Here is a 25,668-nt window from a genome sequence, read left to right on the forward strand (position 1 = left end):
GGGAGGCGTGAGGTGCGGGCTTTGGCGGTGTTCACCGCGCCGGCAACGATTCATAAGTAACTGATAGCGTTCACATCACTCGGTGATTTCGCTCACTCCGTTCGCTGCGCGCGACTGATAGCGTTCAAATCACTCGGTGATTTCTCTCACTTCGTTCGCGAGTTCGCTGAACGGAGTGAAGCGAACGCTGACTGACGGAGTCAGTTAGAAAATGCACCGGCCGAGACTCCCCGCGAGTGAAACGAGCGGGGAGTCAGGGCGGTGCACGACTGAAAAGAGTGCACCGGCCGAGATTTGAACTCGGGTTGCAACCATGGCAAGGTTGCGTGATACCACTACACTACCGGTGCGTGCTTCGCATCTGCACATAGCCCGAGTCGGAGATATAAGGGTTCCGAACGCAGGCCGGGCTGGCGGGCCTCCCCGCCCGGACCGCACGCCGGAAGCGTCATCGGGCTCCCGACCAAGACGGAGACGAGACGACCCACATGACGCGCCGATCCGCCCACCTCGCCGACAGACGCAGCGTCCTCCGAGCGACCGGCGGGCTCGCCGTCCTCTCGACCGCCGGCTGTCTCGGCGGCGGAGGCGCCGACGACGGCGCGGACGGCGGCGGCACCGGAACCGACGGCGGCACCGATGACGGCGACGACGCCCTCCCGGACGACGGCGACGACGTCGAGTACGCGGTCGAGCGCGTCGCGGAGGGGTTCGAGGACCCGTGGGGGCTCGCCTTCCTCCCCGGCGACGGGCGCCTCCTCGTCACCGAGCGGCCCGGCCGGCTCTCGCTCGTCGACCCCGGATCGGGAACCGTCGAGTCCGTCGCGGGCGCGCCCGACGTGTTCGCGGCGGGACAAGGCGGGCTGCTCGACGTCGCGGTCCACCCCGACTACCCGGACGACCGCCGCGTGTACCTCACGTACTCGGCGGCCGCGGAGGACTCTCCCGCCGACGGGAGCGGCGCGACGACCCACGTCGGCGCCGGCCGCCTCGACCCGGACCCCCCGGCGCTCTCGGGGTTCGAGGCGGTCCGCGTCGCCGAGCCGTTCCGCGACACGGACCTGCACTTCGGCTCGCGCGCGACGTTCGGCCCCGACGGCGCGCTGTTCGTCACCGTCGGGGACCGGCGCGACACCGAGTTCGGCCCGGACCACGTCTCGCAGGACCCGTCGAACGAGCTCGGGGCGACCCTCCGGCTGACGCCCGACGGCGACGCCCACCCGGACAACCCGTTCGCCGACGACCCGGACGCGTCGGACGCGGTGTACAGCTACGGCCATCGGAACCCGCAGGCGATGGCCGTCCGGCCCGAGACGGGGGCGGTCTGGCAGTGCGAGCACGGCGAGGAGGACGGCGACGAGATCAACGTCGTCGAACGCGGCGGCAACTACGGCTGGCCGGTAGCGAGCGAGGCGTGCCGGTACGGCACCGACGACCCCCTCGCACCGGGCCACGACGAGCGCGGCGACGTCGTCGCGCCGGTCCACTACTGGCCCTGCGGCTCCGGCGGGTTCCCCCCGAGCGGGGCGGTCTTCTACGACGGCGACGCGTTTCCCGCGTGGCGGGGCGACCTGTTCGCCGGCACGCTCGCGGCGCAGTACCTCGGCCGGTTCACGGTCGAGGGCGCGGGCGCCGCCGAGGCCGACGTCACCGAGCGCGACCCCCTGCTCGACGACCGGGAGTGGCGCATGCGCGCGATCGCGGTCGAGCCGTCGACGGGCCACCTCTACGTCGCCGTCGACGACCCCGACGCGCCGGTCGTCCGGATCGTCCCGGCCTGAAGCGCGGTCCGACTCGTGCCGGCTTACTCAAACGAATTTACGTAGCTTTCCCTACAAAAACATCGTTCAGATTACACTTATTCCCTCGCGGCGCGTAGCATCGACCGCATGAGACCCGACGGAACGCGGACGCGACGCGACGCATCGAACCCCCCGCGGGGGCCGCCACCGACGGTGCGCGGATCGGCGCTGTTGGTCGCGGCCATGCTCGGGGTCCTCGTCGCCGCCTCGTACCCGGTCGCGAGCGCGGGGGTCGCGAGCGCCGCCCTCGCCGTGTACTACGGGGCGCGGCCGATCGCTCGGCGGCTCCGAAAGCGTGCCGACGACTGGGACCCTCGGCCGGTGTGCGTGCCCGGGACGGGCGTCTGTCTCGGCGCGTGACGGGCGCACGCCACGACAGGCTCTTTACATGAGGCGGACCGACGGGGTATCACGATGACCGAGGAGCGTCCGGACGGTCGGCTGTCGCCCGACGAGGCGTTTGCCGCGCTCGGCGACGAGGTCCGGGTGCGGATCCTGCGCGCCCTCGGCGACGCCGCTGAGCCGCTCGCCTTCTCAGAGCTGTACGACCGGCTCCCCGTCGACGACACGGCGAGGTTCAACTACCACCTCGGCGAGCTCCGCGGCCACTTCGTCCGGAAGACCGCGGACGGCTACGCGCTGGACCACCCGGGCCGACGCGTCGTCGAAGCGATCCGCTCCGGGGCGGTCACCGACGACCCGGAGCTCGACCGGACGCCGGTCGAGGACCGCTGTCCGACCTGCGAGCGACCGCTGGAGATCCAGTGGCGCGACGGCAGCGTCGAGGTGTTCTGCCCGGCGTGCGAGAGCCGGTGGGACCGCTCGTGGGGCCGGGTCGGCGGCCCCGAGGAGACGGCGTCGGGATACCTCGGCCGGCTCCCGTTTCCCCCGGCGGGGCTCCGGGGGCGAACGCCGGGCGAGGTGCTCCGCGCCGCCCACGCGTGGACGAACCTCGAACTGCTCGCCGTCGGCTCCGGGATCTGCCCGCGTTGCGCGGCGTCCGTCGAGACCGAACTGGACGCCTGCGCGGACCACGAGCGCGACGGCGTCTGCTCGAACTGCCGGTCCCGGTTCGCGGTGCTGCTGAAGGCGTCGTGTCCCAACTGCCCCTACGAGATGGGGTGCGCCGCCGGACCCGGGCTCCTGTCGTCGCCGGAGCTGTTGGGGTTCATGCTCGATCACGGGCTCGACCCGTTCTCGCCCCGGTCGGTCCTCCGCCTCGACCGGTTCCTCAACGAGTACGACGAGGCGGTCCGGTCGACGGATCCCCTCCGGGCCACGCTGACGTTCTCGGTCGACGGCGACGAGCTCGCGCTCACCGTGGACGGGAACGGCGACGTCGTCGGGGACTCGTCGGAGCGATAGCGCCGGATCGGCTCGGCCGCCCCGTGTCGCTCCAGGCCTCGGATCGTTTTGGGCGGCCTCGGATCGTTTCGGGCGGCCTCGGATCGTCTTGAGCGATCTCGGTTCGACCCGATCCGTGTGATAGACTCTCTCGATCCGACGGGTCGAAACGCCCGTCAGACCCCGTGTGAACGCGGCACAGCCCGGAAACGGGACCGCTATCCTTTTACGGTGCCGTCCGAAATCGAGGGGTACAGTCTCGCCACGATGCGTACCGAAGACGGACTCACGATCTGTATTCCGTCTTCGGTCGTCCGGGAGGCCGAGGACGACCGCGAGGCGACTCGCAAACTCGGTTACGTCGCCCGCGCGGCGGCGGTGTTCCGGGCGGATCGACTGGTCGTCTTCCCAGACGCGGAAGGCGAGCGGCGACGGGGCGGCGAGTACGTTCGGACCGTGCTGGGGTACGCCGCGACCCCTCCGGAGCTCCGGAAGGACCTCTGGGGGGAGCGCGACGAACTCCGGTACGCCGGCGTGCTCCCGCCGCTCCGCGTGCCGTGGCGGACCGGCTCGACCCCTAGCGGGGAAGAGTCGAAAACACAGGGACTCGTGACCGAGGTCGGACCTGAAGGCCGCGTCCGGGTCAATTCCCCGCTGCGGGAACACCCGATCTCCCTGCTCGTCCCCTCCGGAATGGAGGTCGAGCAGGGGGAGCGCGTCACCATCAGGGTCTCTTCGAGAGAACCGGTCCGCGCCCGCATCACCGGGAAGCCCGAGGCGGGCTTCCAGGTCGTGAACGCGGACCTGTCGGAAGCGCTCGCCGGCGACGGACTGGCCGTCGCGACGTCGCGACACGGGGAGGAACTCTCCGTCTCGCGGCTCGGCGGCATCGTCTCGGACGCGCGGGAGGCCGGCGGCTACGCCGTCGCCTTCGGCGCGCCCGAGCGGGGGCTTCCGGAGATGCTCGGGCTTTCGCCCGACGACATTCGGGCGGCCGTCGCCGACGGCCGTCCGGTCGAACCCGATCCGGGGTTCGACCTCTGGCTGAATACGATCCCGGCACAGAGCAGCGAGGTCGTCCGAACGGAGGAGGCTCTGTTCGTGACTCTCGGCTCGCTCACACTCACGGAGTAAACACATGGCACAACCAAACCGACCGAGAAAAGGCTCGCTGGGTTACGGCCCACGGACCCGCGCCGACCGAGAGGTCCCGCGCATTCGCTCGTGGCCCGACGACGACGGAGCCCCCGCACTGCAGGGGTTCGCCGGCTACAAGGCCGGAATGACGCACGTCGTTATGGTCAACGACGAGGCCAACTCGCCGCGTGAGGGAATGGAAGAGTCCGTTCCCGTCACCGTCGTCGAGACGCCGCCGATGTACGCGGTGGCCCTGCGCGCCTACGAACAGACGGCGTACGGAAAGAAGCCGGTCGAAGAGGTCTGGGCGACCGAGTTCCACGAGGAGCTCGATCGCGCGCTCGACCTCCCGGCGGAGAACACCTTCGAGGAGGACGCAGAGGAGCTTCGCGCGTTGCTCGACGACGGCGTCGTCGACGACGTCCGCGTCATCACTCACACCGTCCCCTCGGAGCTCGCGAACATCCCCAAGAAGAAGCCCGACGTCATGGAGACCCGAGTCGGCGGCGGCTCCCTCGAGGAGCGCGTCGAGTTCGGGCTCGACCTCGTCGGGGAGGGCGGCGCCCACGAGTTCGGCGACGTCTTCCGCGCCGGTCAGTACACCGACGTCTCGGGCATCACGAAGGGGAAGGGGACGCAGGGTCCCGTCAAGCGCTGGGGCGTGCAGAAGCGGAAGGGCAAACACGCCCGCCAGGGATGGCGGCGCCGGATCGGTAACCTCGGTCCGTGGAACCCCTCCCGCGTTCGCTCCACCGTTCCCCAGCAGGGGCAGACCGGCTACCACCAGCGCACCGAGCTCAACAAGCGCCTCATCGACTTCGGCGAGGGCGACGACGCCTCCGTCGACGGCGGCTTCGTCAACTACGGCGAGGTCGACGGCGAGTACGCGCTCATCAAGGGCTCGCTGCCCGGTCCGGACCAGCGCCTGCTTCGGTTCCGCCCGGCCATCCGGCCGAACGACCAGCCGCGCCTCGACCCCGAGGTCCGGTACGTATCCACCGCATCCAACCAGGGATAATACATGAACGCAACAGTACACGACCTGGACGGCGGGGACGCGGGCAGCGTCGAGCTGCCGGCGATCTTCGAGACCGCGTTCCGACCGGACCTCATCGGTCGAGCGGTCTCCGCCGCACAGGCTAACCGGAAGCAGGCCTACGGTGCCGACGAGTTCGCCGGGCTGCGAACCCCCGCGGAGTCGTTCGGCTCCGGGCGCGGGCTCGCGCACATCCCGCGCTCCGAGAACGTCGCCCGCCGCGTCCCGAGCGCCGTCTCGGGCCGCGCCGCGCACCCGCCGAAGGCCGAGAAGGACCAGACGAAGAAACTGAACGACAAGGAGCGACAGCTCGCGATCCGGTCGGCCGTCGCGGCCACCACCGACGCCGAGCTCGTCGCCGAGCGCGGTCACGCGTTCGACGACGACCTGGCGCTCCCGCTCGTCGTCTCCGACGAGTTCGAGGACTTACAGAAGACCCAGGAGGCCCTGGGCGTGCTGGAGGCCGTCGGCGCCGACGCCGACATCGAGCGCGCCGAGGAGGGCCGCTCCGTGCGGTCCGGCCGCGGGAAGACCCGCGGTCGCAAGTACAGCCAACCCAAGTCCGTCCTCGTCGTCACCAGCGAGGAGCCGTCCCGCGCCGCCCGGAATCTCTCGGGCGTCGACGTCGCGACCGCGGGCGAGGTCAACGCTGAGGACCTCGCGCCGGGCGGACACCCGGGACGACTCACGCTGTGGACCGAGAGCGCGATCGAGGAGGTGGCAGACCGATGAACTCCATCATCGAGCACCCGCTCGTCACCGAGCAGGCGATGAACGAGATGGACTTCAAGAACAAGCTGCTGTTCCTCGTCGACATCGACGCGACGAAGCCCGAGGTCCGCGAGGAGGTCCAAGACCGCTACGACGTCACCGTCACCGACGTGAACACGCAGGTGACCTCGAAGGGGAAGAAGAAGGCGACGGTCACGCTCTCCGAGGACGACGACGCGACCGAAATCGCCTCGCGCATCGGGGTGTTCTGATATGGGACGACGAATCCAAGGACAGCGGCGTGGACGCGGCGGCCCGACGTTCCGGGCCCCCTCCCACCGCTATAAGGCGGAACTGTCGCACAAGAAGCTCGAAGACGTGGACACGATCACCGGCGAGATCGTCGGGATCGAACACGACCCGGCCCGCTCGGCTCCGCTCGCGGAGATCGAGTTCGAGGACGACGACCGTCGGCTCGTGCTCGCGCCGGAAGGCGTGCGCGTGGGCGAGACGATTCAGGTCGGCGTGAGCGCGGAGATCAAGCCCGGGAACACGCTCCCGCTGGCCGAAATCCCCGAGGGCGTTCCGGTCTGTAACGTCGAGAGCAACCGCGGGGACGGCGGGAAGTTCGCGCGCGCCTCCGGCGTGTCCGCGACGCTCCTCACTCACGACCGCGACGTCGCGGTCGTCCAGCTCCCCAGCGGGGAAGTGAAGCGGCTCGACCCGCAGTGCCGCGCCACGATCGGCGTGGTCGCGGGCGGCGGCCGGACGGAGAAGCCATTCGTCAAGGCCGGCAACAAGTACCACAAGATGAAGGCGCGCGGGACGAAATACCCGCGCGTGCGCGGCGTCGCGATGAACGCCGTCGACCACCCCTTCGGCGGGGGCGGTCGCCAACACCCCGGACAGCCGAAGTCCGTCTCGCGGGACGCCCCGCCGGGACGCAAAGTGGGTGACATCGCATCCAAGCGCACCGGACGAGGTGGCAACAAATGAGTTCCAACTACCGAACCGGCCGCGAGGGCAAGGAGTTCGCCTACCGCGGTCACTCGCTCGACGAGCTGCAGGAGATGGACGTCGAAGACGTCGCGGAACTGCTCCCCGCACGCCAGCGGCGAAGCATCGTTCGCGGCCTCGGCACCGAACAGCAGAAGCTGCTGGAGAAGGCCCGAACCCGCGACAAGGAGACGACGGCGGACGATCCGATCCGGACGCATCTGCGCGACATGCCGATCCTTCCGGAGTTCGTCGGCGTCACCTTCTCCGTGTACAACGGACACAGCTTCGAGCGCGTGCAGGTCGAACCCCAGATGATCGGACACTACCTGGGCGAGTTCCACCTCACGCGAAGCACCGTCGAACACGGTCAGGCCGGCATCGGCGCGACCCGGTCCTCGAAGTTCGTGCCGCTCAAGTAACCCATGGGAATCAACTACAGCGTCGAGGCCGACCCGGAGACCACCGCCAAGGGGATGCTCCGCGACCGGCCCATCAGCGTGAAGGACAGCAAGGAGATCTCCCGGGAGATCAAAGGCGAGACCGTCGCCGACGCCGAGGAGTTCCTCCAGGAAGTCATCGACGAGGAGACCTCGGTGCCGATGCGCCAGCACAACGCCGGCGCGGGCCACCGCTCCGACATCGACGGCTGGGACGCGGGCCGCTACCCCGAGAAGGCCGCCAAGGACTTCCTCAAGCTCCTGGAGAACGTCAAGAACAACGCGACAGAACAGGGATTCGACGGCGACGAGATGGTCATCAAACACGTCGCCCCCCACAAGGTCGGTGAGCGACCCGGGCGGAACCCGCGAGCCGCGGGCGCCACCCAGTGGAACACCACGCTCGCCGACGTCGAACTCATCATCGAGGACCCGGAGGCCGACGAATAATGGCTGACGAACACCAATTCATCGAGGACGGCCTGCGCCGTTCACAGATCAACGAGTTCTTCGCGGACGAGCTCGGCCGAGCCGGCTACGGCGGCATGGACGTCGCCAAGACGCCGATGGGCACGCAGATCGTGCTGAAGGCCGAAAAGCCCGGCATGGTGATCGGGAAAGGCGGGAAGAACATCCGCAAGATCACCACCGAGCTCGAGGACCGCTTCGACATGGACGACCCGCAGATCGACGTTCAGGAGGTCGACGAGCCCGACCTGAACGCCCAGATCGTCGCGGACCGTCTCGCGAACGCTCTCGAACGCGGCTGGTACTTCCGGAAGGCCGGTCACACGACGATCGACCGGATCATGGACGCCGGCGCGCTGGGCGCCGAAATCGTCCTGTCCGGGAAGGTCACCGGCGCGCGTTCGCGCGTCGAGAAGTTCAACCGCGGCTACATCAAGCACAACGGCGAGCCCGCGGAGGAGGTCGTCGACCACGGCCAGGGCGTCGCGGTGATGAAGCTCGGGACGATCGGCGTCAACGTGAAGATCATCCCGCCGGGCGCGAAGCTCCCGGACGACTTCGATATCCGCGAGGACGCCGAGGTCCCGGAGGTCGAGCAGGCCGCCGCGGGCGACGACGAAGGCGTCGAAGCGCTCCTCGAAGAGGAGCCAGAGGAGGTGCCGGACGTCGGCGCCGACGACGACGTCGAGGTGCCCGACGACGACCCCACCGACGTCATCGACGAGGAGGTCGTCGAGGAGGTCGTCGAGGAGACGCAAGACACGGCCGCGGAGGCGACCGATGTCGCCCCCGAGGAGCCGGTCGGCGACGCCGACGCGGACGACATCGACGAGCTCGACGAGGAGATCGAATCGGAGGCGGCGGACCTCGTCGCGGAGATGGAAGCCGCTGACGACGAAGAGGAGGACGAGTAAATGGCGATCCTCTACACAGACGAGATCCGCGACATGACGGCGGCCGAGCGGCAGGTCGAGCTCGAGGAGCTCGAGACCGAGCTGCTCAACTCGAAGGCGCAGCGCGCCGCCGGCGGCATGCCGGAGAGTCCGGGCCGCGTCAAGGAACTGAAGAAGACGATTGCGCGGATCAAGACGATCCAGCAGGAAGAAGGCGACTTCGACGACGAATAAGATGATATCCCCCGACACACTCGTCCGGCACGAGCTCGTCGGCCTCCCGGTTCGGGTGGCCGACGCCGCCAGCGACGCCCACGCGGGCATCGCCGGCCGCGTGCTGTCCGAGACGTTCGGCACCATCGTGGTCCGAACGCCGTCGGGGGACAAGCGCGTGCCCAAGTCGGGCGCGACGCTGGAGTTCGCGGTCGTCGATGTCCCGACCGTCCGCACAGATGAAGCCGCCGGCGACGCGCAGTCGTCGGGGTCCGCGTCCCAACTCGGGTCGGATACTACGGGGGTCCGCCCCCGTCAGTCTGGCCCGTCCGGGTCCGCAAGCGTCGTCACCGGTGACGACGCGGGTCCGGCGAGCCACCGCGGCGAGTGCAAAGACGCGGTCTACGTAACGGTGGATGGCGATCGGTTGCGGCATCGACCCGCCGAACGCACCGAACGAGGTGTCACACAATGGCGATAGGAATCGACGTACCCACGCCTCCGGAGCCAGACAACCCGGAGGATTACGACTACGAGAAGTGCCCGTTCCACGGGCAGCTCTCCGTCCGCGGCCAGACCCGCGAGGGAACGGTCGTGTCGACGGATATGGAAAAGACCGTCATCGTCGAGCGAGAATACGACGTGTTCGTACCGAAATACGATCGGTACATGAAGCGTCGCTCGCGCATCCCGGCCCACGTGCCGGGCGTGCTCGACTCGCTCGAAGTCGGTGACGAAGTGAAGATCGCGGAAACGCGACCGCTCTCGAAGACGAAGTCCCACGTCGTCGTCGAGAACCTGTCGGGTGATCAGTGATGGAGGCGCTAAAGGCCGACGTCACGCAGGGGCTCTCGAAGGGCTCGCTCATCACGTGCGCCGACAACACCGGCGCGCGTGAGCTGAAGGTGATCTCCGTCGCCGGCTACTCCGGCACGAAGAACCGCCACCCGAAGGCAGGTATCGGCGACAAGGTGACCGTCTCGGTCACCAAAGGGACCCCGGAGATGCGGCGGCAGGTGCTGGAGGCGGTCGTCGTCCGCCAGCGCAAGCCGATCCGCCGTCCGAGCGGGACCCGCGTGAAGTTCGAGGACAACGCGGCCGTCATCATCGACGACCTCGAGGAGCCGCGGGGCACTGAGATCAAGGGCCCCGTCGCCCGCGAGGTCGCCGAACGATTCGGAAGCATCGCCTCGACCGCGACGATGATCGTCTAACCATGACGAAACAGCCACGCAAACAGCGAAAACGGTCGGAGACCGCGCCGCTCCACGAGCGGCAGAACCAGGTCCGAGCCACCCTCACGGAGGAGCTCCGCGAGGAGTACGGACAGCGCAACGTCCGCGTCAACGCCGGCGACACCGTCGAGGTGCTTCGCGGCGACGCGGCCGGGACGGAGGCGGAAGTCGTCGCCGTCGACCTGTCCGCGGAACGGATCACCGTCGAGGACGTCACCGTCGAGAAGGCGGACGGGGAGGAAGTTCCCCGTCCGATCCCGGCGAGCAACGTCCGGGTGACCGATCTGGACCTGGAAGACGAACGCCGGGAGGCGCGGCTCCAGGAGGATAACGAATGACGCGACATCAGAAGCGACTGGCAGTACCGAACTCCTGGCCGGTCGAGCGAAAGACGAACACATTCACCGTCAAGGCCGGCGCCGGCCCGCACGGTGAGGCGGGCGTTCCGCTCGTCGTCCTGCTGCGGGACGTGCTCGGTTACGTCGACTCGACGAAGGAGGCGCGCTACGCGCTGAACAACGACTCGGTCCTCGTCAACGGCGACGCAATCTCGGACGAGCAGCGTCCGATCGGGATGTTCGACATCCTGGCGTTCCCCGAGCGCGGGGAGTTCTTCCGCGTCTTCCCCGACGAGGGCGGTCGGCTCGCGCTGACCCCCGTCGACGAGGAGGCCGCGGGCAGCCGGCTCGGGAAGATCACGAACAAGTCGGTCGTCCCCGGCGGCGCCGTCCAGTTGACGCTCCACGACGGAACGAACGTGCGCGTCGACGCGGACACACCGTACGACACCAAGGACTCGATCGTCGTCGACAACGAGACCAAGGAGGTCGTCGCCCACTTCGAGTACGAAGAGGGCGCCCTCGTCACCGCCGTTGCCGGCCAGCACGCCGGGCGGATCGGCGAGGTCGACGCCATCGACGTGACGCTCGGCTCGGGCTCGAACACCGTGTTCGTCGGCGACGACGACGACGGCTACGAGACGGTCGAGGAGTACCTCGTCGTCATCGACGAGAACTTCACCGGCGACGACGCCGACGAGGCGGGTGATTCGGATGAGTGAAGCCGAGAGCGCCCCTCACGAGATGCGCGAGCCGTATCTCGAGAAGGTCGTCGTCCACATGGGCGTCGGGCAGGGCGGTGAACCCCTCGCCGACGCCGAGGAGATCATCGAGGAGATCACGGAGCAGCAGTCGGTCCGGACCACCTCGAAGCGCACCATAGCCGAGTTCGGGATCCGCAAGGGCGACCCGATCGGCGTCAAGGTGACGCTGCGGGGCGAGGACGCACACGAGTTCCTCGCAACCGCGCTCGACGTCGTCGACGTCTCGCGGAGTCAGTTCGACGACACGGGCAACCTGAGCTTCGGGGTCGAGGACCACACCGACTTCCCGAGCCAGGAGTACAACCCCAACATCGGCATCTACGGGCTCGACGTGACGACGACGATCGTCCGGCCCGGCTACCGCGTGTCGAAGCGGGACAAGGCGACGGCGTCGATCCCCGCGAAACACCGGATGACCGTCGAGGACGCGGCCGCGTTCCTCGAGACCAACTTCGACGTAGAGGTAACGGAATGAGCGAAGCGAACAACGACACGGGCGAACACGCGGCGAAGCGCACCGGCTCCCGGCACACCTGCCGGCGGTGCGACCGCGAGCAGGGGCTTGTCGGCAAGTACGACATCAACCTCTGCCGGCAGTGTTTCCGCGAGGTCGCCCGAGACATGGGATTCGAGAAGTACAGCTGATCATGACAGGAAACGATCCATTCACCAACGCGCTCGCCGGCATGGACAACGCCGAGAGCGTTGGCCACCTGTCGTACACGGTTGAGCCCGCCTCAAACATCATCGGCTCCGTCCTCGAGGTCCTCTACGACCGCGGGTACGTCGACGGCTTCGAGTACGTCGACGACGGGAAAGCCGGGAAGTTCGAGGTCGAACTGAAAGGCGCGATCAACGAGTGTGGCGCCGTCAAGCCCCGCTACTCCGCGGGCGCAGACGAGTTCGAGAAGTGGGAGAAGCGGTACCTCCCCGCCCGTGACTACGGGACGCTCATCGTCACGACGAGCCACGGCGTCATGAGCCACTACGAGGCCCGCGAAGAGGGCATCGGCGGCCAAGTGATCGCATACGTCTACTAACAATGAACAGAGTCGAAATCGAAATTCCGGACGACGTCTCCGCCGAGACCGACCACCTCGAACTCACCGTCGAGGGTCCCAACGGGAGCGTCACGCGACGCCTCTGGTACCCCGACGTCGAGGTCACGGTCGAGGACGGTGCCGTCGCGATCGCCTCCGAGAACGAGGACGCGAAGACGAACGCCACGGTCGGCACATTCGAGAGCCACGTCGCCAACATGATCCACGGCGTCACCGAGGGATGGGAGTACACGATGGAAGTGTACTACGCCCACTTCCCGATGCAGGTGACCGTGGAGGGCGACGAGGTCGTCATCGAGAACTTCCTCGGCGAGCGAGCACAGCGACGCACCCCGGTCCGCGGGGACACGGACGTACAGGTCGACGGCGAGACGGTCACGCTCTCGGGCTCCGACAAGGAGGCCGTCGGGCAGACCGCCGCCGACATCGAACAGCTGACGAAGGTGACCGACAAGGACACGCGCGTCTTCCAGGACGGCGTGTACATCGTCGAGAAGCCCACCGGAGGTGCCTAACCAATGGCCGAAGAACTGGAAGACATCAGCGGTGTCGGTCCCTCGAAGGCGGACGCCCTTCGCGAGGCCGGCTACGAGACGGTCGAGGACGTGAAGGCCGCCTCCCAGTCGGAGCTCTCCGAGGTCGACGGCGTCGGCAACGCGCTCGCAGCGCGTATCAAGGCCGACGTCGGCGGGCTGGAGGTCGACGAGGAGGCGGACGCGGAAATCGAAGACGAGACGGACGAGGAGGAGGCCGACGAGGCCGCCGCCGACGAGGACGTCGAGACGGAGCTTCGCCCCCGCGGTCACGCCGAGAAGACGCCGGAGCTGGACGACGAGACCGCTCGCGCGCTCGCGCAGAAGCACCGCGAGGGGAAACCGCAGTTCAACCGGCAGGACTACCACAAGAAAAAGCGGATCCCGACGTCGTGGCGCAAGCCGCGCGGCGGGCTCTCCAAGCAGCGCCGGCGCATGAAGGCGAAGGGCCCCGTCGTCGAGGCTGGGTTCCGGTCGCCGAAGGCGTCGCGCGACCTGCACCCGAGCGGCTTCGAGGAGGTCCGCGTGCACAACACGGACGATCTCGAAGGCGTCGACGGCGACACGCAGGCGGTGCGGATCGCCTCGAAGGTCGGCGGTCGCAAGCGCGAACTGATCGAAGACGAGGCGGAGGAGCGCGAGATCCGCGTGCTGAACCCGACCTACGTCGAAGTGGAGGTCGACGATGAGTGACCTGAAAGCGCAGAAACGGCTCGCAGCGGACGAGCTGGACGTCGGCAAGGGCCGCGTCTGGCTCGACCCCGAGGCACAGGAGGAGATCGAGGACGCCATCACGCGAGAGGACGTCCGCGAACTCATCGAGCAGGGCACGATCCGCGCGAAGGACGCGAAAACGAACTCCCGCGGACAGGCCCGCGAGCGCGCCGCGAAGCGCTCGTACGGACACAAGTCCGGCGCCGGTACCCGGAAGGGGAAAGCCGGCGCGCGACAGAACACGAAAGACGACTGGAAGGCGCGGATCCGCGCGATGCGGACCCGCCTGAAGGAGCTCCGCGACGACGAGGACGTCCTCGACGCCACGGAGTACCGCACGCTCTACAACAAGGCGAGCGGTGGCGAGTTCGAGGACGTCGCCCGACTGGAGGCGTACATCCAGACGCAGTACGGCTACGAGGTGACAGAGTAATGGCGACAGGACCACGATACAAGGTGCCGATGCGGCGCCGCCGCGAGGTCCGGACGGATTACCATCAGAGGTTGCGCCTGCTGAAATCGGGCAAGCCTCGCCTGGTCGCCCGGGTGAGCAACGCTCACGTCAGGGCGCAGCTGGTGACTCCCGGATCCGACGGCGACGAGACCCACGCGGCCGCCTCCAGCGAGGACCTCGCGGAGTACGGCTGGGACGCCCCCACGGGCAACCTTCCCAGCGCGTACCTCACCGGGTACCTCGCGGGCGCTCGCGCAGTCGACGCCGGCCTCGACGAGGCCGTCCTCGACATCGGGCTCAACACGGCGACGCCCGGCAACAAGACGTTTGCAGTACAGGAAGGAGCGATCGACGCCGGCCTCGAGATCCCGCACAACGACGGCGTGCTGGCCGACTGGTCGCGTACGCGAGGCGAGCACATCGCCGCGTACGACGACCAGCTCGACGAGCCGCTGTACAGCGGCGAGTTCGACGCGGCCGACTTACCCGAGCACTTCGACGACGTGCTCGCGACAATCCAGGAGGACCATGAGTAGACACAACGACGGCTGGGAACCGCGGACGCGACTCGGCCGCAAGGTACAGAACGGCGACATCTCGTCGATGGAACAGGCGCTCGACTCCGGCCTCCCGATGAAGGAGGCCGAGATCGTCGACCAGCTCCTCCCGGGGCTGGAAGACGAGGTGCTGGACATCAACATGGTCCAGCGCATGACCGACTCCGGCCGCCGCGTGAAGTTCCGCTGCGTGGTCGCCGTGGGCAACCGCGACGGCTACCTCGGCTACGCGCAGGCCCGGGACGACCAGGTCGGCGGCGCCATCCAGAAGGCGATCGACGTCGCGAAGCTGAACATCATCCAGGTGGACCGCGGCTCCGGGTCCTGGGAGGACCAGCCCGGCGGCACGAACTCCCTGACCCGAACGGCGAAGGGTAAGGCCGGCTCCGTCACCGTCGAGATCAAGCCCGCCCCGCAGGGGCTGGGCCTTGCGGCCGCGGAGACGGTCCGGAACATTCTGGAGCTCGCCGGCGTCGAGGACGCCTGGACGAACTCCGACGGCAACACCCGCACGACCGTCAACCTCGCGAAGGCGACGTTCAACGCGCTGGAGAACGCGGCGCAGTCCCGCACTCCGCAGCACGCCCGCGAGGTCCACTACGACGAGGTGAGCGAGTGATGCAAGCGATCGTACAGCTCCGCGGCGACGTCAACCTGGAGCACGGCGTCGAGGACACGCTCGACATGCTGAACATCGGGCGCGTCAACCACGCGACGTTCGTCCCGGAGACGGACTCGTACGGCGGGATGATCACCAAGGTGAACGACATCGTCGCGTTCGGGGAACCGAGCGTCGACGCCGTCGCGACCACTATCGCTCGGCGCGGCGAGCCCCTCGAGGGCTCGGCCGACGTCGACGACGAGTGGATCGACGACAACACCGACTACGCCGACTTGGAGGCGCTGGCCGAGGCGCTCGTCGCCGAGGAGACGACCCTGCGCGATCAGGGGCTCTCTCCGACGCTGCGGCTCCACGCGCCCCGCGGCGGTCACGAGGGGATCAAACACCCCGTGATCGAGGGCGGCGAGCTCGGGAAACACACGACCGAGGAGATCGACGGTCTCCTGGAGGCGATGCGATGACGAGCAAGAAACGTCGACAGCGCGGGTCCCGTACCCACGGCGGCGGAACGCACAAGAACCGGCGCGGCGCCGGTCACCGCGGCGGCCGCGGCGCGGCCGGCCGCGCGAAACACGAGTTCCACAACTACGGACCGCTCGGTAAGTACGGCTTCAAGCGCCCCGAGGACGCGCAGACGGAAGTCCTCGAGGTCAAAGTCCAGAAACTCGACGAGGACGCGGCGCTGTACGCCGCGGAGGACCTCGCCGAGGAGGACGGCGACGCGTACGTCATCGACGCGCGCGACGTCGTCGACGACGGCTACGACGCCGACGTCGTGAAGGTGCTCGGCGGCGGACAGGTCCGCCGCGAGCTCCACGTCACCGCCGACGCGTTCACCGCCGGTGCGGTCGAACTGATCGAGGAGGCTGGCGGCGAGGCGACGCTCTCCGAGCGCGCCGAGGAAGCCGCTGCCGAATCAGAAAACACTTCAGACGACGAGACTGACGAGGCGTAATCATGAGCTGGAAGGAGGCCGCCGAACCGGTGCTCTCTCGGATGCCCGTCGTGGAGCGACCGGCGGGTCACGTCCCGTTCAGACGGAAGCTCACGTGGACGGCCGGCATCCTGGTCGTCTACTTCTTCCTGACCAACATCAACCCGTTCGGGTTGGCCGTCGGTCAGGGGTCCGACTTCTTCGGGCAGTTCCGGTCGGTGCTCGCCGGCTCGTCCGGCTCGCTGTTGCAGGTCGGTATCGGACCGATCGTCACGGCGTCCATCGTCCTCCAGCTGTTGGGCGGTGCGAACCTGCTCGGCCTCGACACCGACGACCCGCGAGACCAGGTCCTGTACCAAGGCCTCCAGAAGCTGCTGGTGATCATCGTGACGGCGCTGACGGCCGCGCCGATGGTGTTCACGGGGCAGTTCCTGCCCGCGGATCCGGCCGTCGGACAGGCGCTCGGCATCGGGACGTTCGGCGTTAAGTCGCTGATCTTCGCGCAGATCTTCGTCGGCGGCGTCCTCCTCCTGTTCATGGACGAGATCGTGAGCAAGTGGGGCGTCGGCTCCGGCGTCGGGCTGTTCATCATCGCGGCGGTGAGCCAACAGATCGTCGGCGGCTTCTTCAGCTTCTCCGCGCTCGGCGCGCGAGGCTTCTTCGCGAACTGGTTCGCGATCGCGACGGGCGGCACCCAGCTGGGGTCGCCGTTCACGTCGGCCGGGCTCGAGTCGCTGCTGTTCGAGCCGGGGAACATCCTCGCGCTGTTCACGACGGTGTTCATCTTCGGGATCGTCGTGTACGCGGAGTCGGTCCGCGTCGAGATCCCGCTGTCGCACGCCCGCGTGAAGGGCGCTCGCGGCCGCTTCCCGGTGAAGCTTATCTACGCGTCCGTGCTGCCGATGATCCTCGTCCGCGCGCTGCAGGCGAACATCCAGTTCGTCGGGCAGCTCCTCTCCTCGCAGTGGGCGGGGATGCCGGGGTGGCTCGGTGTGTACGGCGATCAGGGGCAGCCCACGTCCGGGCTGTTCTACTACCTGAACCCCATCCAGCAGCCGCAGCAGTGGATGTGGTTCCGCGGGACGGCGACCGGCGAACCGTGGATGATCGCGCTCCGGCTCGCGATCGACCTCACGTTCATGATCGTCGGCGGCGCGATATTCGCCATCTTCTGGGTCGAGACGACCGGGATGGGCCCGGAGGCGACCGCGAAGCAGATCCAGAACTCCGGGATGCAGATCCCCGGCTTCCGGCGGAACCCGCAGGTCGTCGAGAAGGTGATGGAGCGGTACATCCCGCAGGTGACCGTCATCGGGGGCGCCCTCGTCGGGTTCCTCGCCGTGATGGCGAACCTGCTCGGCACCATCGGCCAGGTCTCCGGCACCGGGCTGCTGCTCGCGGTCTCGATCACGTACAAGCTGTACGAGGAGATCGCCGAGGAGCAGCTGATGGAAATGCATCCGATGATGCGCCAGATGTTCGGCAACGAGTAACGGCGCTTTCCCGCGGTCGGTCTCTTATTACGGTCGCCGTTCTCTCGGTAGCGGCCGCCCCGTCCCGCGACGGTCGCGTGAGTAAGCCATATCACACTCTGGCGGCTACGTTACGGTATGAATAGCGCTCGACGGCACGGTCCGGTTTCGACCGGCACGGGGGACGATCCGCCGTGAGTCATCACCTCGACGACATCGACCGGCAGATCATCCACGCGCTGATGTCGGACGCCCGCAACACCTCTGCGCCGATGATCGCGGACGGCATGAACGTCTCGGCGGGAACGGTCCGGAACCGGATCGAGCGCCTCGAAGAGGCGGGCGTGATCCGCGGCTACACGGCCATCGTCGACTTCGAGCAGGCCGGCGGCCGACTCACCTCGGTGTTCATGTGTACCGTCCCCGCCGACGAGCGGGAACGCTTGGCGCTCGCGGCCCGGTCCATTCCGGGCGTGATCAACGTTCGCGTGCTGATGGCGGGCCGTCGGGACCTGCAGGTGGTCGCGGTCGGCGAGGAGACGAGCGACCTCCGTGAGATCGCGCGCGCGCTCTCGGGGCTCGAAATTCGGATCGAAGACGAGGAACTGCTCCAGACGGAGCTACACACCCCGTACTCGCGGTTCCTCTCCGACGACTCCAAACGGTCCGTGGTCACCGACACCGTCACGCTCGCGGACGGCAGCGCCGTGATCGAGGTCTGCGTCACCGACGACGCGCCGATCGTGGATCACTCTCCGTCGGAGGCGAAGGCTAACGGCATTCTGTCGAGCGACGCCATCGTGACTTCGATCGAGCGCGACGGATCGATCATCCACCCGGTCGACGACACGACGATCCGGCCGGACGACGTGGTGACCGTGCTACCGAAGGAGTCGTCCGAGGGAGACATCCTCGACGCGTTCCTCGTCGACGAGGACGAGACACCGTCGGCGATGTCGTGAGTCTCCCCGTTTATTATTCTGGGTCCGCAACGGGGAGGCATGGCAGACACGATCCTCGTTCCGCTCGAACTCCCTGACCCCGAGCCCCTGTCGCCGGTGCTGATCGAGGACCTGTCCTCGCTCTCGGTCGTCATCCTCGGCCACTACGACCTCCCCGAGCAGACGCCGGCCAGTTCGGCGCGCGAGCAGTTCGGCGAGGCCGCGCAGGCGACGCTCGACGAGGTCGCGGGCGCGTTTGCGGACGCCGGCGCGTCCGTCCGGACGCGGTTGGTATTCGGGAAGGACCGGGCGGCCGCGATCCAGCAGGTCGCGGCCGAGGAGGGGTGCGTCGCCGAGCTCGACCCCGCTCCGACCGAGGGGATCGGACGGATCCTCGTGCCGCTGCCGGACGTCGCCGAGCTCGACCGACTTCCGAGGTTCATCCGGGTCCTGAGCGAGGACTCGACGCAGCGTATCACCCTGTTCCACGTCGTCGAAGGCGGACAGTCTCGCGAGGACGGGGAGGCCGTCGTCGCGGAGACCCGCGAGCGCCTGATCGGGGACGGGTTCGACGCCGACGCGGTCGACACGCTGGTCGTCGACGGCGACGAGCACGACGAGGAGATCCTCCGGACCGCGGCCGAGTACGACGCGGTCGTGATGTACGAGCCGGAGTCCAGGCTCGGCGACCGCATCTTCGGCACGCTGGCGGACCGGATCGCGAACGAAACCGGCGATCCGGTGATCTTGGTCAACAGGGACTACTGACCCAGTCTCGGGCGGCGTCCCGACCGGTCGTCCTCAGTCGCTCGCTCACTTCGGTTCCGTCGAGGCGATGCCGTCGTCTTCCTCGCCGCGACGGGCCCGGAGGATCGTCCCGATCGCTCCGGTTCGGTCCGTCCTGGGCCGTCCGTACGCGAAGTAGACGAGGGCGCTCCCGAAGATGATCGCGACCGCGCCGAGAATGGGGACGGTCCCCATCTGCGTGAGCAGGGCGATACCGGCGACGAACCCGAACAATTGGACGAACGGGTAGCCGGGTGCGGTGAACTCGGGCTGATACGCCGGCAGGTCGGCCTCCCGGAACGCGATCAGCGAGACGTTGATGATCGAGAAGACGAGGATCTGGAACGCGCTCGCCAGCTTCGCCAGCTCGATCACCGGGACGAACGCGATGAGCAGAACCAACATGAGCCCGGTGAGGAGCACGGAGTTCCGCGGGGTCTTGAACCGCGAGTCGATGGTCTGGAGCGCGGGCGGGAGGAGGTCGTCGCGGCTCATCGCGAGCGGGAATCGCGAGGAGGAGAGCACGCCGGCGTTCGCCATGCTCGTGAGCGCGACGACGGCGATCACGGAGATGAACAGCACGCCGGCGCCGCCGAGGAGCGCGCCCGCGCCGTCCGCCATCGGCGTGAGCGACGCCGTCCCGCCGGGTCCGCCCGTTTTCAGCACGTTCGGGTCGCTCAGGCCGATGATCGCGCCGACGACCGCGATGTACAGGACCGTCATGACGGCCATGGAACCGAGCATCGCGCGCGGGAGGTTCTTCCCGGGGTCTTTCACTTCCTCGGCGACGCTCGCGATCTTCGTGACGCCCGCGTACGAGACGAAGACGAAGGCGGCGGCCGTGATGACGCCCCGGTTCCCGTCGGTGCTGAACGGCGTGTACTTCGCGGCGTCGATCGCGAAGCCGGCGTTGACGACGTACGCGAGCAGTCCCGCGACGACCAGCGTGACGATGACCGCTTGTATCCCACCGCTCATCTTCGTCCCTGAGACGTTCAGAGCGACGACCAGCACCGCCAGCGCCAGCGCGACGTACACCACCGCGCCCTGCGAGAGCGGCGCGAACAGCAGCAGGTACGCGCCGAGTCCGACGAGCGCGAACGAACTCTTGAACACCAGCGAGAACCACGCCCCGACCCCGGCGATCGTCCCGAACAACGGGCCGAGCGCCCGGTCGATGTAGAGGTACGTCCCCCCGGACTCCGGCATCGCCGTCGCCATCTCGGCCTTCGACAACGCGGCCGGCAACACGACGAGCGCGGCCAGCACGTAGGCGAGGATCACCGCCGGCCCGGCCTTCTTGTATCCCAGAGCCGGCAGCACGAAGATCCCGCTCCCGATCATCGCACCCATGCTGATCATCATCGTCGGGTACAACCCGAGACTCCGATCCAAGTCGTGCTGGCCCATGCTTATACTACCAATAACGGGCGTCACGGTTTATTGCCTTCGGATTGCTCAATAAAGACGGTTCTAAATTACGCATTCAGAAGGAGGGTAGGGGAGGGGGGTGTCGTTCAGTCGCTCTGTCGGTCGGGGCTACGAGTCGCCGCGTCGATAGTCGACGTCGTCGCCGTCCTGATCCTCGGCGGTTTCGTCGATCTTTTCGTCGCCTGTTTCTTCGACCTTTTCTTCGACGGTCTCTTCGACCTTTTCGTCGACGGTTTCTTCGACGGTCTCTTCGACTTTCTCGCCGACGGCCTTCTCGACGGTTTCTTCGACCTTTTCGCCGACGGTCTCCTCGACGGTTTCTTCGACCTTTTCGCCGACGGTCTTCTCGACGGTCTCCTCGACTGTCTCTTCGACCTTTTCGCCGACGGTCTCCTCGACTGTCTCTTCGACCTTTTCGCCGACAGTCTTCTCGACCGTCTCGCCCACCGTTTCCTCGACTTTCCCCGTTACCTCCTCGCTGACGGTGTCGCTGACGTCGTCTGCGACCTCGCTGACCTCCTTGTTGACGGTGTCACCGACGGTCTTCTCGACGGTCTCTTCGACCTTTTCGCCGACGGTCTTCTCGACCTCCTTGCCGACGGTCTCGCCGACGCTCTTTTCGATCTCCTTGCTGACGGTGTCGCCGACGGTCTTCTCGACCTCCTTACTGACGGTGTCGCCGACGGTCTTTTCCACCTCTTTATTGACGGTGTCGCCGACGGTCTTCTCCACCTCTTTATTGACGGTGTCGCCGACGCTCTTCTCCACCTCTTTGCCGACCTGATCGGCGACCTCCCGCGTCATCCAGTCGGGATCGAACCGGGCCATCTTCCAGACGACGTGGACCACGTAGGAGGCGAACACCCCGATCCCGAACGCGACGCCGATGTCGTTGACGTTCAGCGTGGCGATGAGGACGATCGACAGGACGATCAGTGCGCCGTACGCGAGGTCGGTGAGCGCGTCGACGCGGGCCGGACTCACCATCCACGATCCGCCTCCGCGGTCGCGTCGCAGTCGCACGTCGGACGGCCGTCCGGGTCTCGGTTGAACGTAGCGTACATCAGTGTGTCTACGTATCCGCGTGGCGGGCTAAAAGCCCCGCTTCACGGCGGCGGCGGCGTTTGGAGGGAAGCGAGAACCCCGATCGCGGGGTCACCGGTGGAGCGCGGTCCTTTTGTGCGGGATGGCCGAACCCGAGGTATGGACATCGAGGAGGGCGGTCTCACCGTCTCCGTTCCCGAGGCCCGCGACGGGGCTAGCGAGGGTACCGGCGGCGGGGTCTTCTTCAACCCGACCCAGGAGCTGAACCGCGACGTCACGGTCGCGGTGCTGCGCGCGTACCGCGAGCGGGAGCCGCGCGCGGCCTCGTACCTCGACGCGATGGCCGCCTCGGGGATCCGGGGGGTCCGCGCCGCCGCGGAGGGGTACGACGTCACCTGTGCCGACGTCGACCCGGACGCGGTCGACCTCGCGGCCGAGAACCTCGCCGCCAACGACCTCGACGGGGAGGCGGTTCACCGCGACGTCAACGCGCTGCTGTACGAGAACGTCTTCGACGTCGTCGACCTCGACCCGTACGGGACGCCGATACCCTTCGCGGACGCCGCGCTCGCGAACGCCCGCAACCTCGTCTGCGTCACGGCGACCGACACCGCGCCGCTGTGCGGCGCGCACCTCAACAGCGGGATCCGGAAGTACGGCGCCGTGCCGAGGAACACCGACTACCACCCGGAGATGGGGCTCCGGACGCTGATCTCCGCGTTGGTGCGGACGACGGCGCGCTACGACAAGGCGGCCCGCCCGATCGTCTCGCACGTCTCGCGCCACTACGCGCGGACCTACCTCGAACTGGAGTCCGGCGCCCAGGCGGCCGACGCCTGTATCGACGACCTCGGCTACGTCGACCACTGCGAGGACTGCCTCTGGCGCGAGCCGACCCGCGGCCTGATCGCCGATCCCGCCGAGACCTGCCCCGTCTGCGGGAGCGACCGCGTGCTCACGGCCGGACCGCTGTGGCTGGGAGCCGTCGCCGACGCCGACTTCGCCCGCGCGGTCCGGCGCCGCGTCACCGACGACATGGGCGAGGCGAAGCGCGCCCGGAAACTGCTCGGGACGGTCGCCCGCGAGATCGACACCCCCACGCACTACGACCAGCACCGGCTGTACAAGGAGTGGGGCGAGCCCGCCATCGGCATGGAGGCGTTCGTCGACCGGCTGCGGGGGGCCGGCCACGAGGCCAGCCGCGCCCACTACCGCGGCACCGCGGTCAAGAGCACGGCGTCGATCCCCGAGATGCGGGCGGCGGTTCTGGGGGACGGGGCCGACGACGCGGACGGCGACGCCGCGAGCTGACTCGCCCGGTCGCTTTCGGGTCTCGGCGGCATCCCCCTCGCTTTTGTCGCCATCGGCCGAACCGGAGAGCGTGCCCAGACACTCGACCGCCTTCGGTACGGTCCGAGGCGTCATCGACGTCGCGATCGACCGACAGGTGACGTTCCTCGCCGCCGCGATCGCCTACTACGCGTTCGTCTCGCTGATCCCCGCGCTCCTGCTGCTCGTGGTCGTCGCGACCGCCGTCTTCGGCGAGGTGATCGCCAACGAGTTGGTCGCGAGCGCCGGGGATTTCCTTACGCCCGCCGGTCAGGAGGCCGTCACCGGTGCGATCTCCTCCGCGGGCGGACGGACCGGTGCGAGCGTGCTCGGCGTCGCGGTGCTACTCTGGTCGACGCTGAAGGTGTTCCGCGGCCTCGATACGGCGTTCGCCGAGCTGTACGGCATCAAGGAGCCGCCGGATTTCGCCAAACAGCTCACCGACGCCGCCTCGGTCGTCCTCGCGGTCGGCGTCGGTATCGGCGTGATGTTCGTCGTCGGCGCGACCATCGCGGCCGTCGACGCGGTCCCGGCGGTAGAGGTGGCCGGCATCTTCGCGTTGCCCGGCTTTCTCGCCATCGTCTTCCTCCCGATGTACTACCTGCTTCCCCAGCCCCGCATCGGGATCCGGGAGGCGCTGCCCGGCGCAGTCGTCGCCGCGGTCGGCTGGACGCTGCTGCAGGCCGGTTTTCAGGTGTACGCCGCGAGCGCCGGGCAGTTTCAGGTGTACGGCGTCATCGGCGGCGTTCTCCTGCTCGTCACGTGGCTCTACCTCGCCGCCGTCGTCGTCGTGGTCGGCGGGGTGGTCAACGTCGTGCTGGCCGGTCGAGACGGGGCGCCCCCTGCGAGCGGCGCCGGCCTCGGACGCGGATCGGCCGCGATCGACCACGCCGCGGACCGGCAGTTACAACACGACCGCGACCGACCCACGGGTATGAACGGCGAGTCGGACGGCGCGGGCGACGCCGGCGACGAGGGACGGCCGGCGGGCGCGCCGGACGTGGCGGCGCTTCAAGAGGAAGTCGGGCGACTGCGGGCGGAGTTCGACGAGTTCGAGGACGACGTCGAGCGGCGCACCGTCGACAAGCCCGCGGTGGAGTCGGAGCTGAAACGCTACGTCCGGTCCCGGATGCGACGCGGCCACGCCCGCGGCTGGGGACCGTATCTCGTGCTGCTGTACGGGACGGTGCTGATACTCGGCGCGTTCTCCTTTCTCGACGGGCTCTACGCCATCGCGGCGATGCTCATCCTCGGCCTGTCGACGCTCGGACTGTACACCCTCTTCATCATCGTCGGCATCGGTCTCAACCTGCTCGAAACGCCCGGGAAGGCGCTCGACTACGCCCGCGACCGGGGCGACGACTGAAGTGAGTAGTCGGCCATGACCGGACTCGTCTCCGCGGAGCGCGGGCTCGGCGAGGCCGCCCTCGTCGACGCGCTCCCCGAGATAGTCGTCGTCGTCTTCGCGGCCGTCACCCACCTCGCGGACCCGTGGTTCCTCTTCGGGCTGTTGGCGGTCGGCTACTGGTTCGCGGGCGATCGGCTCGCGGCCTCGCCGCGCCGCGCCGGCGCGACCGCCATCGCCGCGGTCACCTGTGCGTACGCCGCCGTCGCACTCGGCAAGGCGTGGTTCGCTGTCCCCCGACCCCCGGGCGCGATGGGACCGGCCGACGTGCCGACGTGGCTCCCCGGCCTGCTCGTCGGGTGGTACGAGGCGCAGGTGCTCTCCGACGGCTTCGGCTTCCCGAGCGGCCACGCCACCGGCGGCGCGGCGGCGTACCTCGCGCTGGCGCTGGTGTACGACCGCGCGTCGACCGACGGGAGGCGCCTGCTTGCGGCCGTTGCCATCGCCGTCGCCGTCGCCGCCTCCCGGGTGGTAATCGAAGTACACTACCTCGTCGACGTGCTCGCCGGCCTCCTCCTCGGCGCGGTCGTCGTCGCCGTCGCGCTGTGGCTCGCCGGTGACCCTCGGTTCCGCGGCGGTCCGTCCTCGGTGAGTCGCGAGCCGACCGCCGAGCTTGACCCCACCCCGGCGTTCCTGTTGGCCGCGGTCGTTTCGCTCGCGGCGGTCGGCGTCGCGCTCGCCGACGGAAACGCCGAGGAGGTCGTCGAGGCGGGCATCGGCATCGCTACCGGGATCGGGGGCGCGGCGGGCTGGCGGCTCGTCACCGGGGACGAACCGGCGGTTCCGGTCCGGATCGCGGTCCCGGCGCTCGCCGTCACCGGCGCGCTCTGGGTCGGCGCGTACGCGCTCGCCGACTCGCTCGTCGTCACGCTGGCCGCGACGACCGCGGCGGTCGTCGCCGTCGTCGCCGTCCCGGCGCTGCCGGCGCGACTCGGCGCGGTCCGGCCGGACCGTAACGCGAGCGACTGGTCGAACGAGAACAACTGAAAGAGAACGGAGATCCGAAGC

The 25,668-nt window shown here is 68.4% G+C and carries 35 protein-coding genes and 1 tRNA gene; 33 read left to right on the forward strand and 3 right to left on the reverse strand.

The window, feature by feature from the left end; translation table 11 throughout:
• Positions 1-279 precede the first annotated feature (279 nt).
• A tRNA-Gly gene (locus tag DJ73_RS07370) sits at positions 280-350 on the reverse strand.
• 138 nt (positions 351-488) lie between these two features.
• Here DJ73_RS07370 and DJ73_RS07375 point away from each other — a divergent pair.
• From DJ73_RS07375 to DJ73_RS07520, 30 genes are all read left to right on the forward strand, one after another.
• Positions 489-1,781, forward strand: coding sequence for a PQQ-dependent sugar dehydrogenase (locus tag DJ73_RS07375; protein ID WP_094557692.1), 1,293 nt, complete (start codon positions 489-491; stop codon positions 1,779-1,781).
• A 108-nt stretch (positions 1,782-1,889) separates the two neighbouring features.
• Positions 1,890-2,162, forward strand: a complete 273-nt coding sequence (locus DJ73_RS07380; protein WP_094521920.1) for a hypothetical protein — start codon at positions 1,890-1,892, stop codon at positions 2,160-2,162.
• A 54-nt stretch (positions 2,163-2,216) separates the two neighbouring features.
• A complete protein-coding gene (locus tag DJ73_RS07385) occupies positions 2,217-3,167 on the forward strand; it encodes a helix-turn-helix transcriptional regulator (RefSeq protein WP_094521921.1) in 951 nt (316 codons plus the stop codon).
• Between the two features lie 246 nt (positions 3,168-3,413).
• Positions 3,414-4,280, forward strand: a complete 867-nt coding sequence (locus tag DJ73_RS07390; RefSeq protein WP_094521988.1) for a putative RNA uridine N3 methyltransferase — start codon at positions 3,414-3,416, stop codon at positions 4,278-4,280.
• Positions 4,281-4,284: 4 nt separating this feature from the next.
• Positions 4,285-5,301 (forward strand): 50S ribosomal protein L3, encoded by a 1,017-nt coding sequence (locus tag DJ73_RS07395; RefSeq protein WP_094521922.1) that lies wholly within the window; start codon positions 4,285-4,287, stop codon positions 5,299-5,301.
• Between the two features lie 3 nt (positions 5,302-5,304).
• The gene (rpl4p, locus tag DJ73_RS07400) at positions 5,305-6,051 is read left to right on the forward strand and encodes a 50S ribosomal protein L4 (RefSeq protein WP_094521923.1); all 747 of its coding nucleotides are present in this window, start codon (positions 5,305-5,307) and stop codon (positions 6,049-6,051) included.
• Positions 6,048-6,302, forward strand: a complete 255-nt coding sequence (locus tag DJ73_RS07405; RefSeq protein WP_094521924.1) for a 50S ribosomal protein L23 — start codon at positions 6,048-6,050, stop codon at positions 6,300-6,302. Before rpl4p ends, DJ73_RS07405 begins: the two co-directional genes overlap by 4 nt.
• A 1-nt stretch (position 6,303) precedes the next feature.
• The gene (locus DJ73_RS07410) at positions 6,304-7,026 is read left to right on the forward strand and encodes a 50S ribosomal protein L2 (protein ID WP_008007907.1); all 723 of its coding nucleotides are present in this window, start codon (positions 6,304-6,306) and stop codon (positions 7,024-7,026) included.
• Positions 7,023-7,448 carry a 30S ribosomal protein S19 gene (locus DJ73_RS07415; RefSeq protein WP_094521925.1) on the forward strand — a complete coding sequence of 142 codons (426 nt, stop codon included), beginning with the start codon at positions 7,023-7,025 and terminating at the stop codon, positions 7,446-7,448. The genes DJ73_RS07410 and DJ73_RS07415 overlap by 4 nt, the downstream gene beginning before the upstream one ends.
• Positions 7,449-7,451: 3 nt before the next feature.
• The gene (locus tag DJ73_RS07420; protein WP_094521926.1) at positions 7,452-7,916 is read left to right on the forward strand and encodes a 50S ribosomal protein L22; all 465 of its coding nucleotides are present in this window, start codon (positions 7,452-7,454) and stop codon (positions 7,914-7,916) included.
• Positions 7,916-8,848 (forward strand): 30S ribosomal protein S3, encoded by a 933-nt coding sequence (locus DJ73_RS07425; protein WP_094521927.1) that lies wholly within the window; start codon positions 7,916-7,918, stop codon positions 8,846-8,848. Before DJ73_RS07420 ends, DJ73_RS07425 begins: the two co-directional genes overlap by 1 nt.
• A complete protein-coding gene (gene rpmC / locus DJ73_RS07430; protein ID WP_094521928.1) occupies positions 8,849-9,061 on the forward strand; it encodes a 50S ribosomal protein L29 in 213 nt (70 codons plus the stop codon).
• Position 9,062: 1 nt separating this feature from the next.
• Complete coding sequence (locus DJ73_RS07435; protein ID WP_094521929.1) at positions 9,063-9,521, forward strand: ribonuclease P protein component 1; 459 nt, start codon at positions 9,063-9,065, stop codon at positions 9,519-9,521.
• Positions 9,512-9,856, forward strand: a complete 345-nt coding sequence (locus DJ73_RS07440) for a 30S ribosomal protein S17 (protein ID WP_094521930.1) — start codon at positions 9,512-9,514, stop codon at positions 9,854-9,856. The genes DJ73_RS07435 and DJ73_RS07440 overlap by 10 nt, the downstream gene beginning before the upstream one ends.
• A complete protein-coding gene (locus DJ73_RS07445; RefSeq protein WP_094521931.1) occupies positions 9,856-10,254 on the forward strand; it encodes a 50S ribosomal protein L14 in 399 nt (132 codons plus the stop codon). Before DJ73_RS07440 ends, DJ73_RS07445 begins: the two co-directional genes overlap by 1 nt.
• Positions 10,255-10,256: 2 nt before the next feature.
• Complete coding sequence (gene rplX / locus DJ73_RS07450; RefSeq protein WP_094521932.1) at positions 10,257-10,613, forward strand: 50S ribosomal protein L24; 357 nt, start codon at positions 10,257-10,259, stop codon at positions 10,611-10,613.
• Complete coding sequence (locus DJ73_RS07455; protein WP_094521933.1) at positions 10,610-11,335, forward strand: 30S ribosomal protein S4e; 726 nt, start codon at positions 10,610-10,612, stop codon at positions 11,333-11,335. Before rplX ends, DJ73_RS07455 begins: the two co-directional genes overlap by 4 nt.
• Positions 11,328-11,852 carry a 50S ribosomal protein L5 gene (locus DJ73_RS07460; RefSeq protein ID WP_094521934.1) on the forward strand — a complete coding sequence of 175 codons (525 nt, stop codon included), beginning with the start codon at positions 11,328-11,330 and terminating at the stop codon, positions 11,850-11,852. Before DJ73_RS07455 ends, DJ73_RS07460 begins: the two co-directional genes overlap by 8 nt.
• Complete coding sequence (locus DJ73_RS07465; protein WP_094521935.1) at positions 11,849-12,022, forward strand: 30S ribosomal protein S14; 174 nt, start codon at positions 11,849-11,851, stop codon at positions 12,020-12,022. The genes DJ73_RS07460 and DJ73_RS07465 overlap by 4 nt, the downstream gene beginning before the upstream one ends.
• Positions 12,023-12,024: 2 nt before the next feature.
• The gene (locus tag DJ73_RS07470) at positions 12,025-12,417 is read left to right on the forward strand and encodes a 30S ribosomal protein S8 (RefSeq protein WP_004047215.1); all 393 of its coding nucleotides are present in this window, start codon (positions 12,025-12,027) and stop codon (positions 12,415-12,417) included.
• Between the two features lie 2 nt (positions 12,418-12,419).
• Complete coding sequence (locus DJ73_RS07475) at positions 12,420-12,953, forward strand: 50S ribosomal protein L6 (RefSeq protein WP_094526503.1); 534 nt, start codon at positions 12,420-12,422, stop codon at positions 12,951-12,953.
• Positions 12,954-12,956: 3 nt separating this feature from the next.
• On the forward strand, positions 12,957-13,664 hold the full coding sequence (locus DJ73_RS07480) for a 50S ribosomal protein L32e (protein ID WP_094521937.1): 708 nt from the start codon (positions 12,957-12,959) through the stop codon (positions 13,662-13,664).
• Positions 13,657-14,118 carry a 50S ribosomal protein L19e gene (locus DJ73_RS07485; protein ID WP_094521938.1) on the forward strand — a complete coding sequence of 154 codons (462 nt, stop codon included), beginning with the start codon at positions 13,657-13,659 and terminating at the stop codon, positions 14,116-14,118. Before DJ73_RS07480 ends, DJ73_RS07485 begins: the two co-directional genes overlap by 8 nt.
• Complete coding sequence (locus DJ73_RS07490) at positions 14,118-14,675, forward strand: 50S ribosomal protein L18 (protein ID WP_094526505.1); 558 nt, start codon at positions 14,118-14,120, stop codon at positions 14,673-14,675. The genes DJ73_RS07485 and DJ73_RS07490 overlap by 1 nt, the downstream gene beginning before the upstream one ends.
• Positions 14,668-15,315: a 30S ribosomal protein S5 gene (locus DJ73_RS07495; protein ID WP_094521940.1), complete on the forward strand. Its 648-nt coding sequence runs from the start codon at positions 14,668-14,670 to the stop codon at positions 15,313-15,315. The genes DJ73_RS07490 and DJ73_RS07495 overlap by 8 nt, the downstream gene beginning before the upstream one ends.
• A complete protein-coding gene (locus tag DJ73_RS07500) occupies positions 15,315-15,779 on the forward strand; it encodes a 50S ribosomal protein L30 (RefSeq protein WP_094521941.1) in 465 nt (154 codons plus the stop codon). Before DJ73_RS07495 ends, DJ73_RS07500 begins: the two co-directional genes overlap by 1 nt.
• Positions 15,776-16,273, forward strand: a complete 498-nt coding sequence (locus DJ73_RS07505) for an uL15m family ribosomal protein (RefSeq protein ID WP_094521942.1) — start codon at positions 15,776-15,778, stop codon at positions 16,271-16,273. The genes DJ73_RS07500 and DJ73_RS07505 overlap by 4 nt, the downstream gene beginning before the upstream one ends.
• 2 nt (positions 16,274-16,275) lie before the next feature.
• Complete coding sequence (gene secY / locus DJ73_RS07510) at positions 16,276-17,745, forward strand: preprotein translocase subunit SecY (RefSeq protein WP_094521943.1); 1,470 nt, start codon at positions 16,276-16,278, stop codon at positions 17,743-17,745.
• A 173-nt stretch (positions 17,746-17,918) separates the two neighbouring features.
• Positions 17,919-18,686, forward strand: a complete 768-nt coding sequence (locus tag DJ73_RS07515; RefSeq protein WP_094521968.1) for an Lrp/AsnC family transcriptional regulator — start codon at positions 17,919-17,921, stop codon at positions 18,684-18,686.
• A gap of 39 nt (positions 18,687-18,725) precedes the next feature.
• Positions 18,726-19,433, forward strand: coding sequence for a universal stress protein (locus DJ73_RS07520; protein ID WP_094521969.1), 708 nt, complete (start codon positions 18,726-18,728; stop codon positions 19,431-19,433).
• 45 nt (positions 19,434-19,478) lie between these two features.
• Here the strand turns inward: DJ73_RS07520 and DJ73_RS07525 are convergent, their stop codons facing one another.
• Positions 19,479-20,861, reverse strand: coding sequence for an APC family permease (locus tag DJ73_RS07525; protein WP_094557693.1), 1,383 nt, complete (start codon positions 20,859-20,861; stop codon positions 19,479-19,481).
• Between the two features lie 129 nt (positions 20,862-20,990).
• Positions 20,991-21,869 (reverse strand): hypothetical protein, encoded by an 879-nt coding sequence (locus DJ73_RS07530; RefSeq protein ID WP_094557697.1) that lies wholly within the window; start codon positions 21,867-21,869, stop codon positions 20,991-20,993.
• A 216-nt stretch (positions 21,870-22,085) separates the two neighbouring features.
• Here DJ73_RS07530 and DJ73_RS07535 point away from each other — a divergent pair, with 216 nt between their 5' ends.
• The 3 genes from DJ73_RS07535 (at position 22,086) to DJ73_RS07545 (ending at position 25,647) form a co-directional block, all read left to right on the forward strand.
• Positions 22,086-23,237, forward strand: coding sequence for a tRNA (guanine(26)-N(2))-dimethyltransferase (locus DJ73_RS07535; RefSeq protein WP_094557694.1), 1,152 nt, complete (start codon positions 22,086-22,088; stop codon positions 23,235-23,237).
• Positions 23,238-23,307: 70 nt separating this feature from the next.
• Positions 23,308-24,621, forward strand: a complete 1,314-nt coding sequence (locus tag DJ73_RS07540) for a YihY/virulence factor BrkB family protein (RefSeq protein WP_094521972.1) — start codon at positions 23,308-23,310, stop codon at positions 24,619-24,621.
• A gap of 15 nt (positions 24,622-24,636) precedes the next feature.
• Positions 24,637-25,647 carry a phosphatase PAP2 family protein gene (locus DJ73_RS07545; protein ID WP_094521973.1) on the forward strand — a complete coding sequence of 337 codons (1,011 nt, stop codon included), beginning with the start codon at positions 24,637-24,639 and terminating at the stop codon, positions 25,645-25,647.
• The last annotated feature ends 21 nt before the right edge of the window (positions 25,648-25,668 follow it).

Origin of the sequence: Halorubrum sp. Ea1 (assembly GCF_002252965.1) — an archaeon.
Lineage (GTDB): Archaea > Halobacteriota > Halobacteria > Halobacteriales > Haloferacaceae > Halorubrum.

Bases quoted from the DNA above. Each gene is read 5' to 3' on its own strand.
- DJ73_RS07445 (WP_094521931.1), top strand. From the start codon at position 9,856: ATGGAGGCGCTAAAGGCCGACGTCACGCAGGGGCTCTCGAAGGGCTCG.
- secY (WP_094521943.1), top strand. From the start codon at position 16,276: ATGAGCTGGAAGGAGGCCGCCGAACCGGTGCTCTCTCGGATGCCCGTC.
- DJ73_RS07380 (WP_094521920.1), top strand. From the start codon at position 1,890: ATGAGACCCGACGGAACGCGGACGCGACGCGACGCATCGAACCCCCCG.
- DJ73_RS07375 (WP_094557692.1), top strand. From the start codon at position 489: ATGACGCGCCGATCCGCCCACCTCGCCGACAGACGCAGCGTCCTCCGA.
- DJ73_RS07465 (WP_094521935.1), top strand. From the start codon at position 11,849: ATGAGCGAAGCGAACAACGACACGGGCGAACACGCGGCGAAGCGCACC.
- DJ73_RS07435 (WP_094521929.1), top strand. From the start codon at position 9,063: ATGATATCCCCCGACACACTCGTCCGGCACGAGCTCGTCGGCCTCCCG.
- DJ73_RS07520 (WP_094521969.1), top strand. From the start codon at position 18,726: ATGGCAGACACGATCCTCGTTCCGCTCGAACTCCCTGACCCCGAGCCC.
- DJ73_RS07455 (WP_094521933.1), top strand. From the start codon at position 10,610: ATGACGCGACATCAGAAGCGACTGGCAGTACCGAACTCCTGGCCGGTC.
- rpl4p (WP_094521923.1), top strand. From the start codon at position 5,305: ATGAACGCAACAGTACACGACCTGGACGGCGGGGACGCGGGCAGCGTC.
- DJ73_RS07440 (WP_094521930.1), top strand. From the start codon at position 9,512: ATGGCGATAGGAATCGACGTACCCACGCCTCCGGAGCCAGACAACCCG.
- DJ73_RS07460 (WP_094521934.1), top strand. From the start codon at position 11,328: ATGAGTGAAGCCGAGAGCGCCCCTCACGAGATGCGCGAGCCGTATCTC.
- DJ73_RS07405 (WP_094521924.1), top strand. From the start codon at position 6,048: ATGAACTCCATCATCGAGCACCCGCTCGTCACCGAGCAGGCGATGAAC.
- DJ73_RS07535 (WP_094557694.1), top strand. From the start codon at position 22,086: ATGGACATCGAGGAGGGCGGTCTCACCGTCTCCGTTCCCGAGGCCCGC.
- DJ73_RS07395 (WP_094521922.1), top strand. From the start codon at position 4,285: ATGGCACAACCAAACCGACCGAGAAAAGGCTCGCTGGGTTACGGCCCA.
- DJ73_RS07470 (WP_004047215.1), top strand. From the start codon at position 12,025: ATGACAGGAAACGATCCATTCACCAACGCGCTCGCCGGCATGGACAAC.
- DJ73_RS07475 (WP_094526503.1), top strand. From the start codon at position 12,420: ATGAACAGAGTCGAAATCGAAATTCCGGACGACGTCTCCGCCGAGACC.
- DJ73_RS07495 (WP_094521940.1), top strand. From the start codon at position 14,668: ATGAGTAGACACAACGACGGCTGGGAACCGCGGACGCGACTCGGCCGC.
- DJ73_RS07485 (WP_094521938.1), top strand. From the start codon at position 13,657: ATGAGTGACCTGAAAGCGCAGAAACGGCTCGCAGCGGACGAGCTGGAC.
- DJ73_RS07525 (WP_094557693.1), bottom strand. From the start codon at position 20,861: ATGGGCCAGCACGACTTGGATCGGAGTCTCGGGTTGTACCCGACGATG.
- DJ73_RS07505 (WP_094521942.1), top strand. From the start codon at position 15,776: ATGACGAGCAAGAAACGTCGACAGCGCGGGTCCCGTACCCACGGCGGC.
- DJ73_RS07530 (WP_094557697.1), bottom strand. From the start codon at position 21,869: ATGGTGAGTCCGGCCCGCGTCGACGCGCTCACCGACCTCGCGTACGGC.
- DJ73_RS07415 (WP_094521925.1), top strand. From the start codon at position 7,023: ATGAGTTCCAACTACCGAACCGGCCGCGAGGGCAAGGAGTTCGCCTAC.
- DJ73_RS07490 (WP_094526505.1), top strand. From the start codon at position 14,118: ATGGCGACAGGACCACGATACAAGGTGCCGATGCGGCGCCGCCGCGAG.
- DJ73_RS07385 (WP_094521921.1), top strand. From the start codon at position 2,217: ATGACCGAGGAGCGTCCGGACGGTCGGCTGTCGCCCGACGAGGCGTTT.
- DJ73_RS07500 (WP_094521941.1), top strand. From the start codon at position 15,315: ATGCAAGCGATCGTACAGCTCCGCGGCGACGTCAACCTGGAGCACGGC.
- DJ73_RS07420 (WP_094521926.1), top strand. From the start codon at position 7,452: ATGGGAATCAACTACAGCGTCGAGGCCGACCCGGAGACCACCGCCAAG.
- DJ73_RS07390 (WP_094521988.1), top strand. From the start codon at position 3,414: ATGCGTACCGAAGACGGACTCACGATCTGTATTCCGTCTTCGGTCGTC.
- DJ73_RS07480 (WP_094521937.1), top strand. From the start codon at position 12,957: ATGGCCGAAGAACTGGAAGACATCAGCGGTGTCGGTCCCTCGAAGGCG.
- DJ73_RS07410 (WP_008007907.1), top strand. From the start codon at position 6,304: ATGGGACGACGAATCCAAGGACAGCGGCGTGGACGCGGCGGCCCGACG.
- rplX (WP_094521932.1), top strand. From the start codon at position 10,257: ATGACGAAACAGCCACGCAAACAGCGAAAACGGTCGGAGACCGCGCCG.
- rpmC (WP_094521928.1), top strand. From the start codon at position 8,849: ATGGCGATCCTCTACACAGACGAGATCCGCGACATGACGGCGGCCGAG.
- DJ73_RS07425 (WP_094521927.1), top strand. From the start codon at position 7,916: ATGGCTGACGAACACCAATTCATCGAGGACGGCCTGCGCCGTTCACAG.
- DJ73_RS07545 (WP_094521973.1), top strand. From the start codon at position 24,637: ATGACCGGACTCGTCTCCGCGGAGCGCGGGCTCGGCGAGGCCGCCCTC.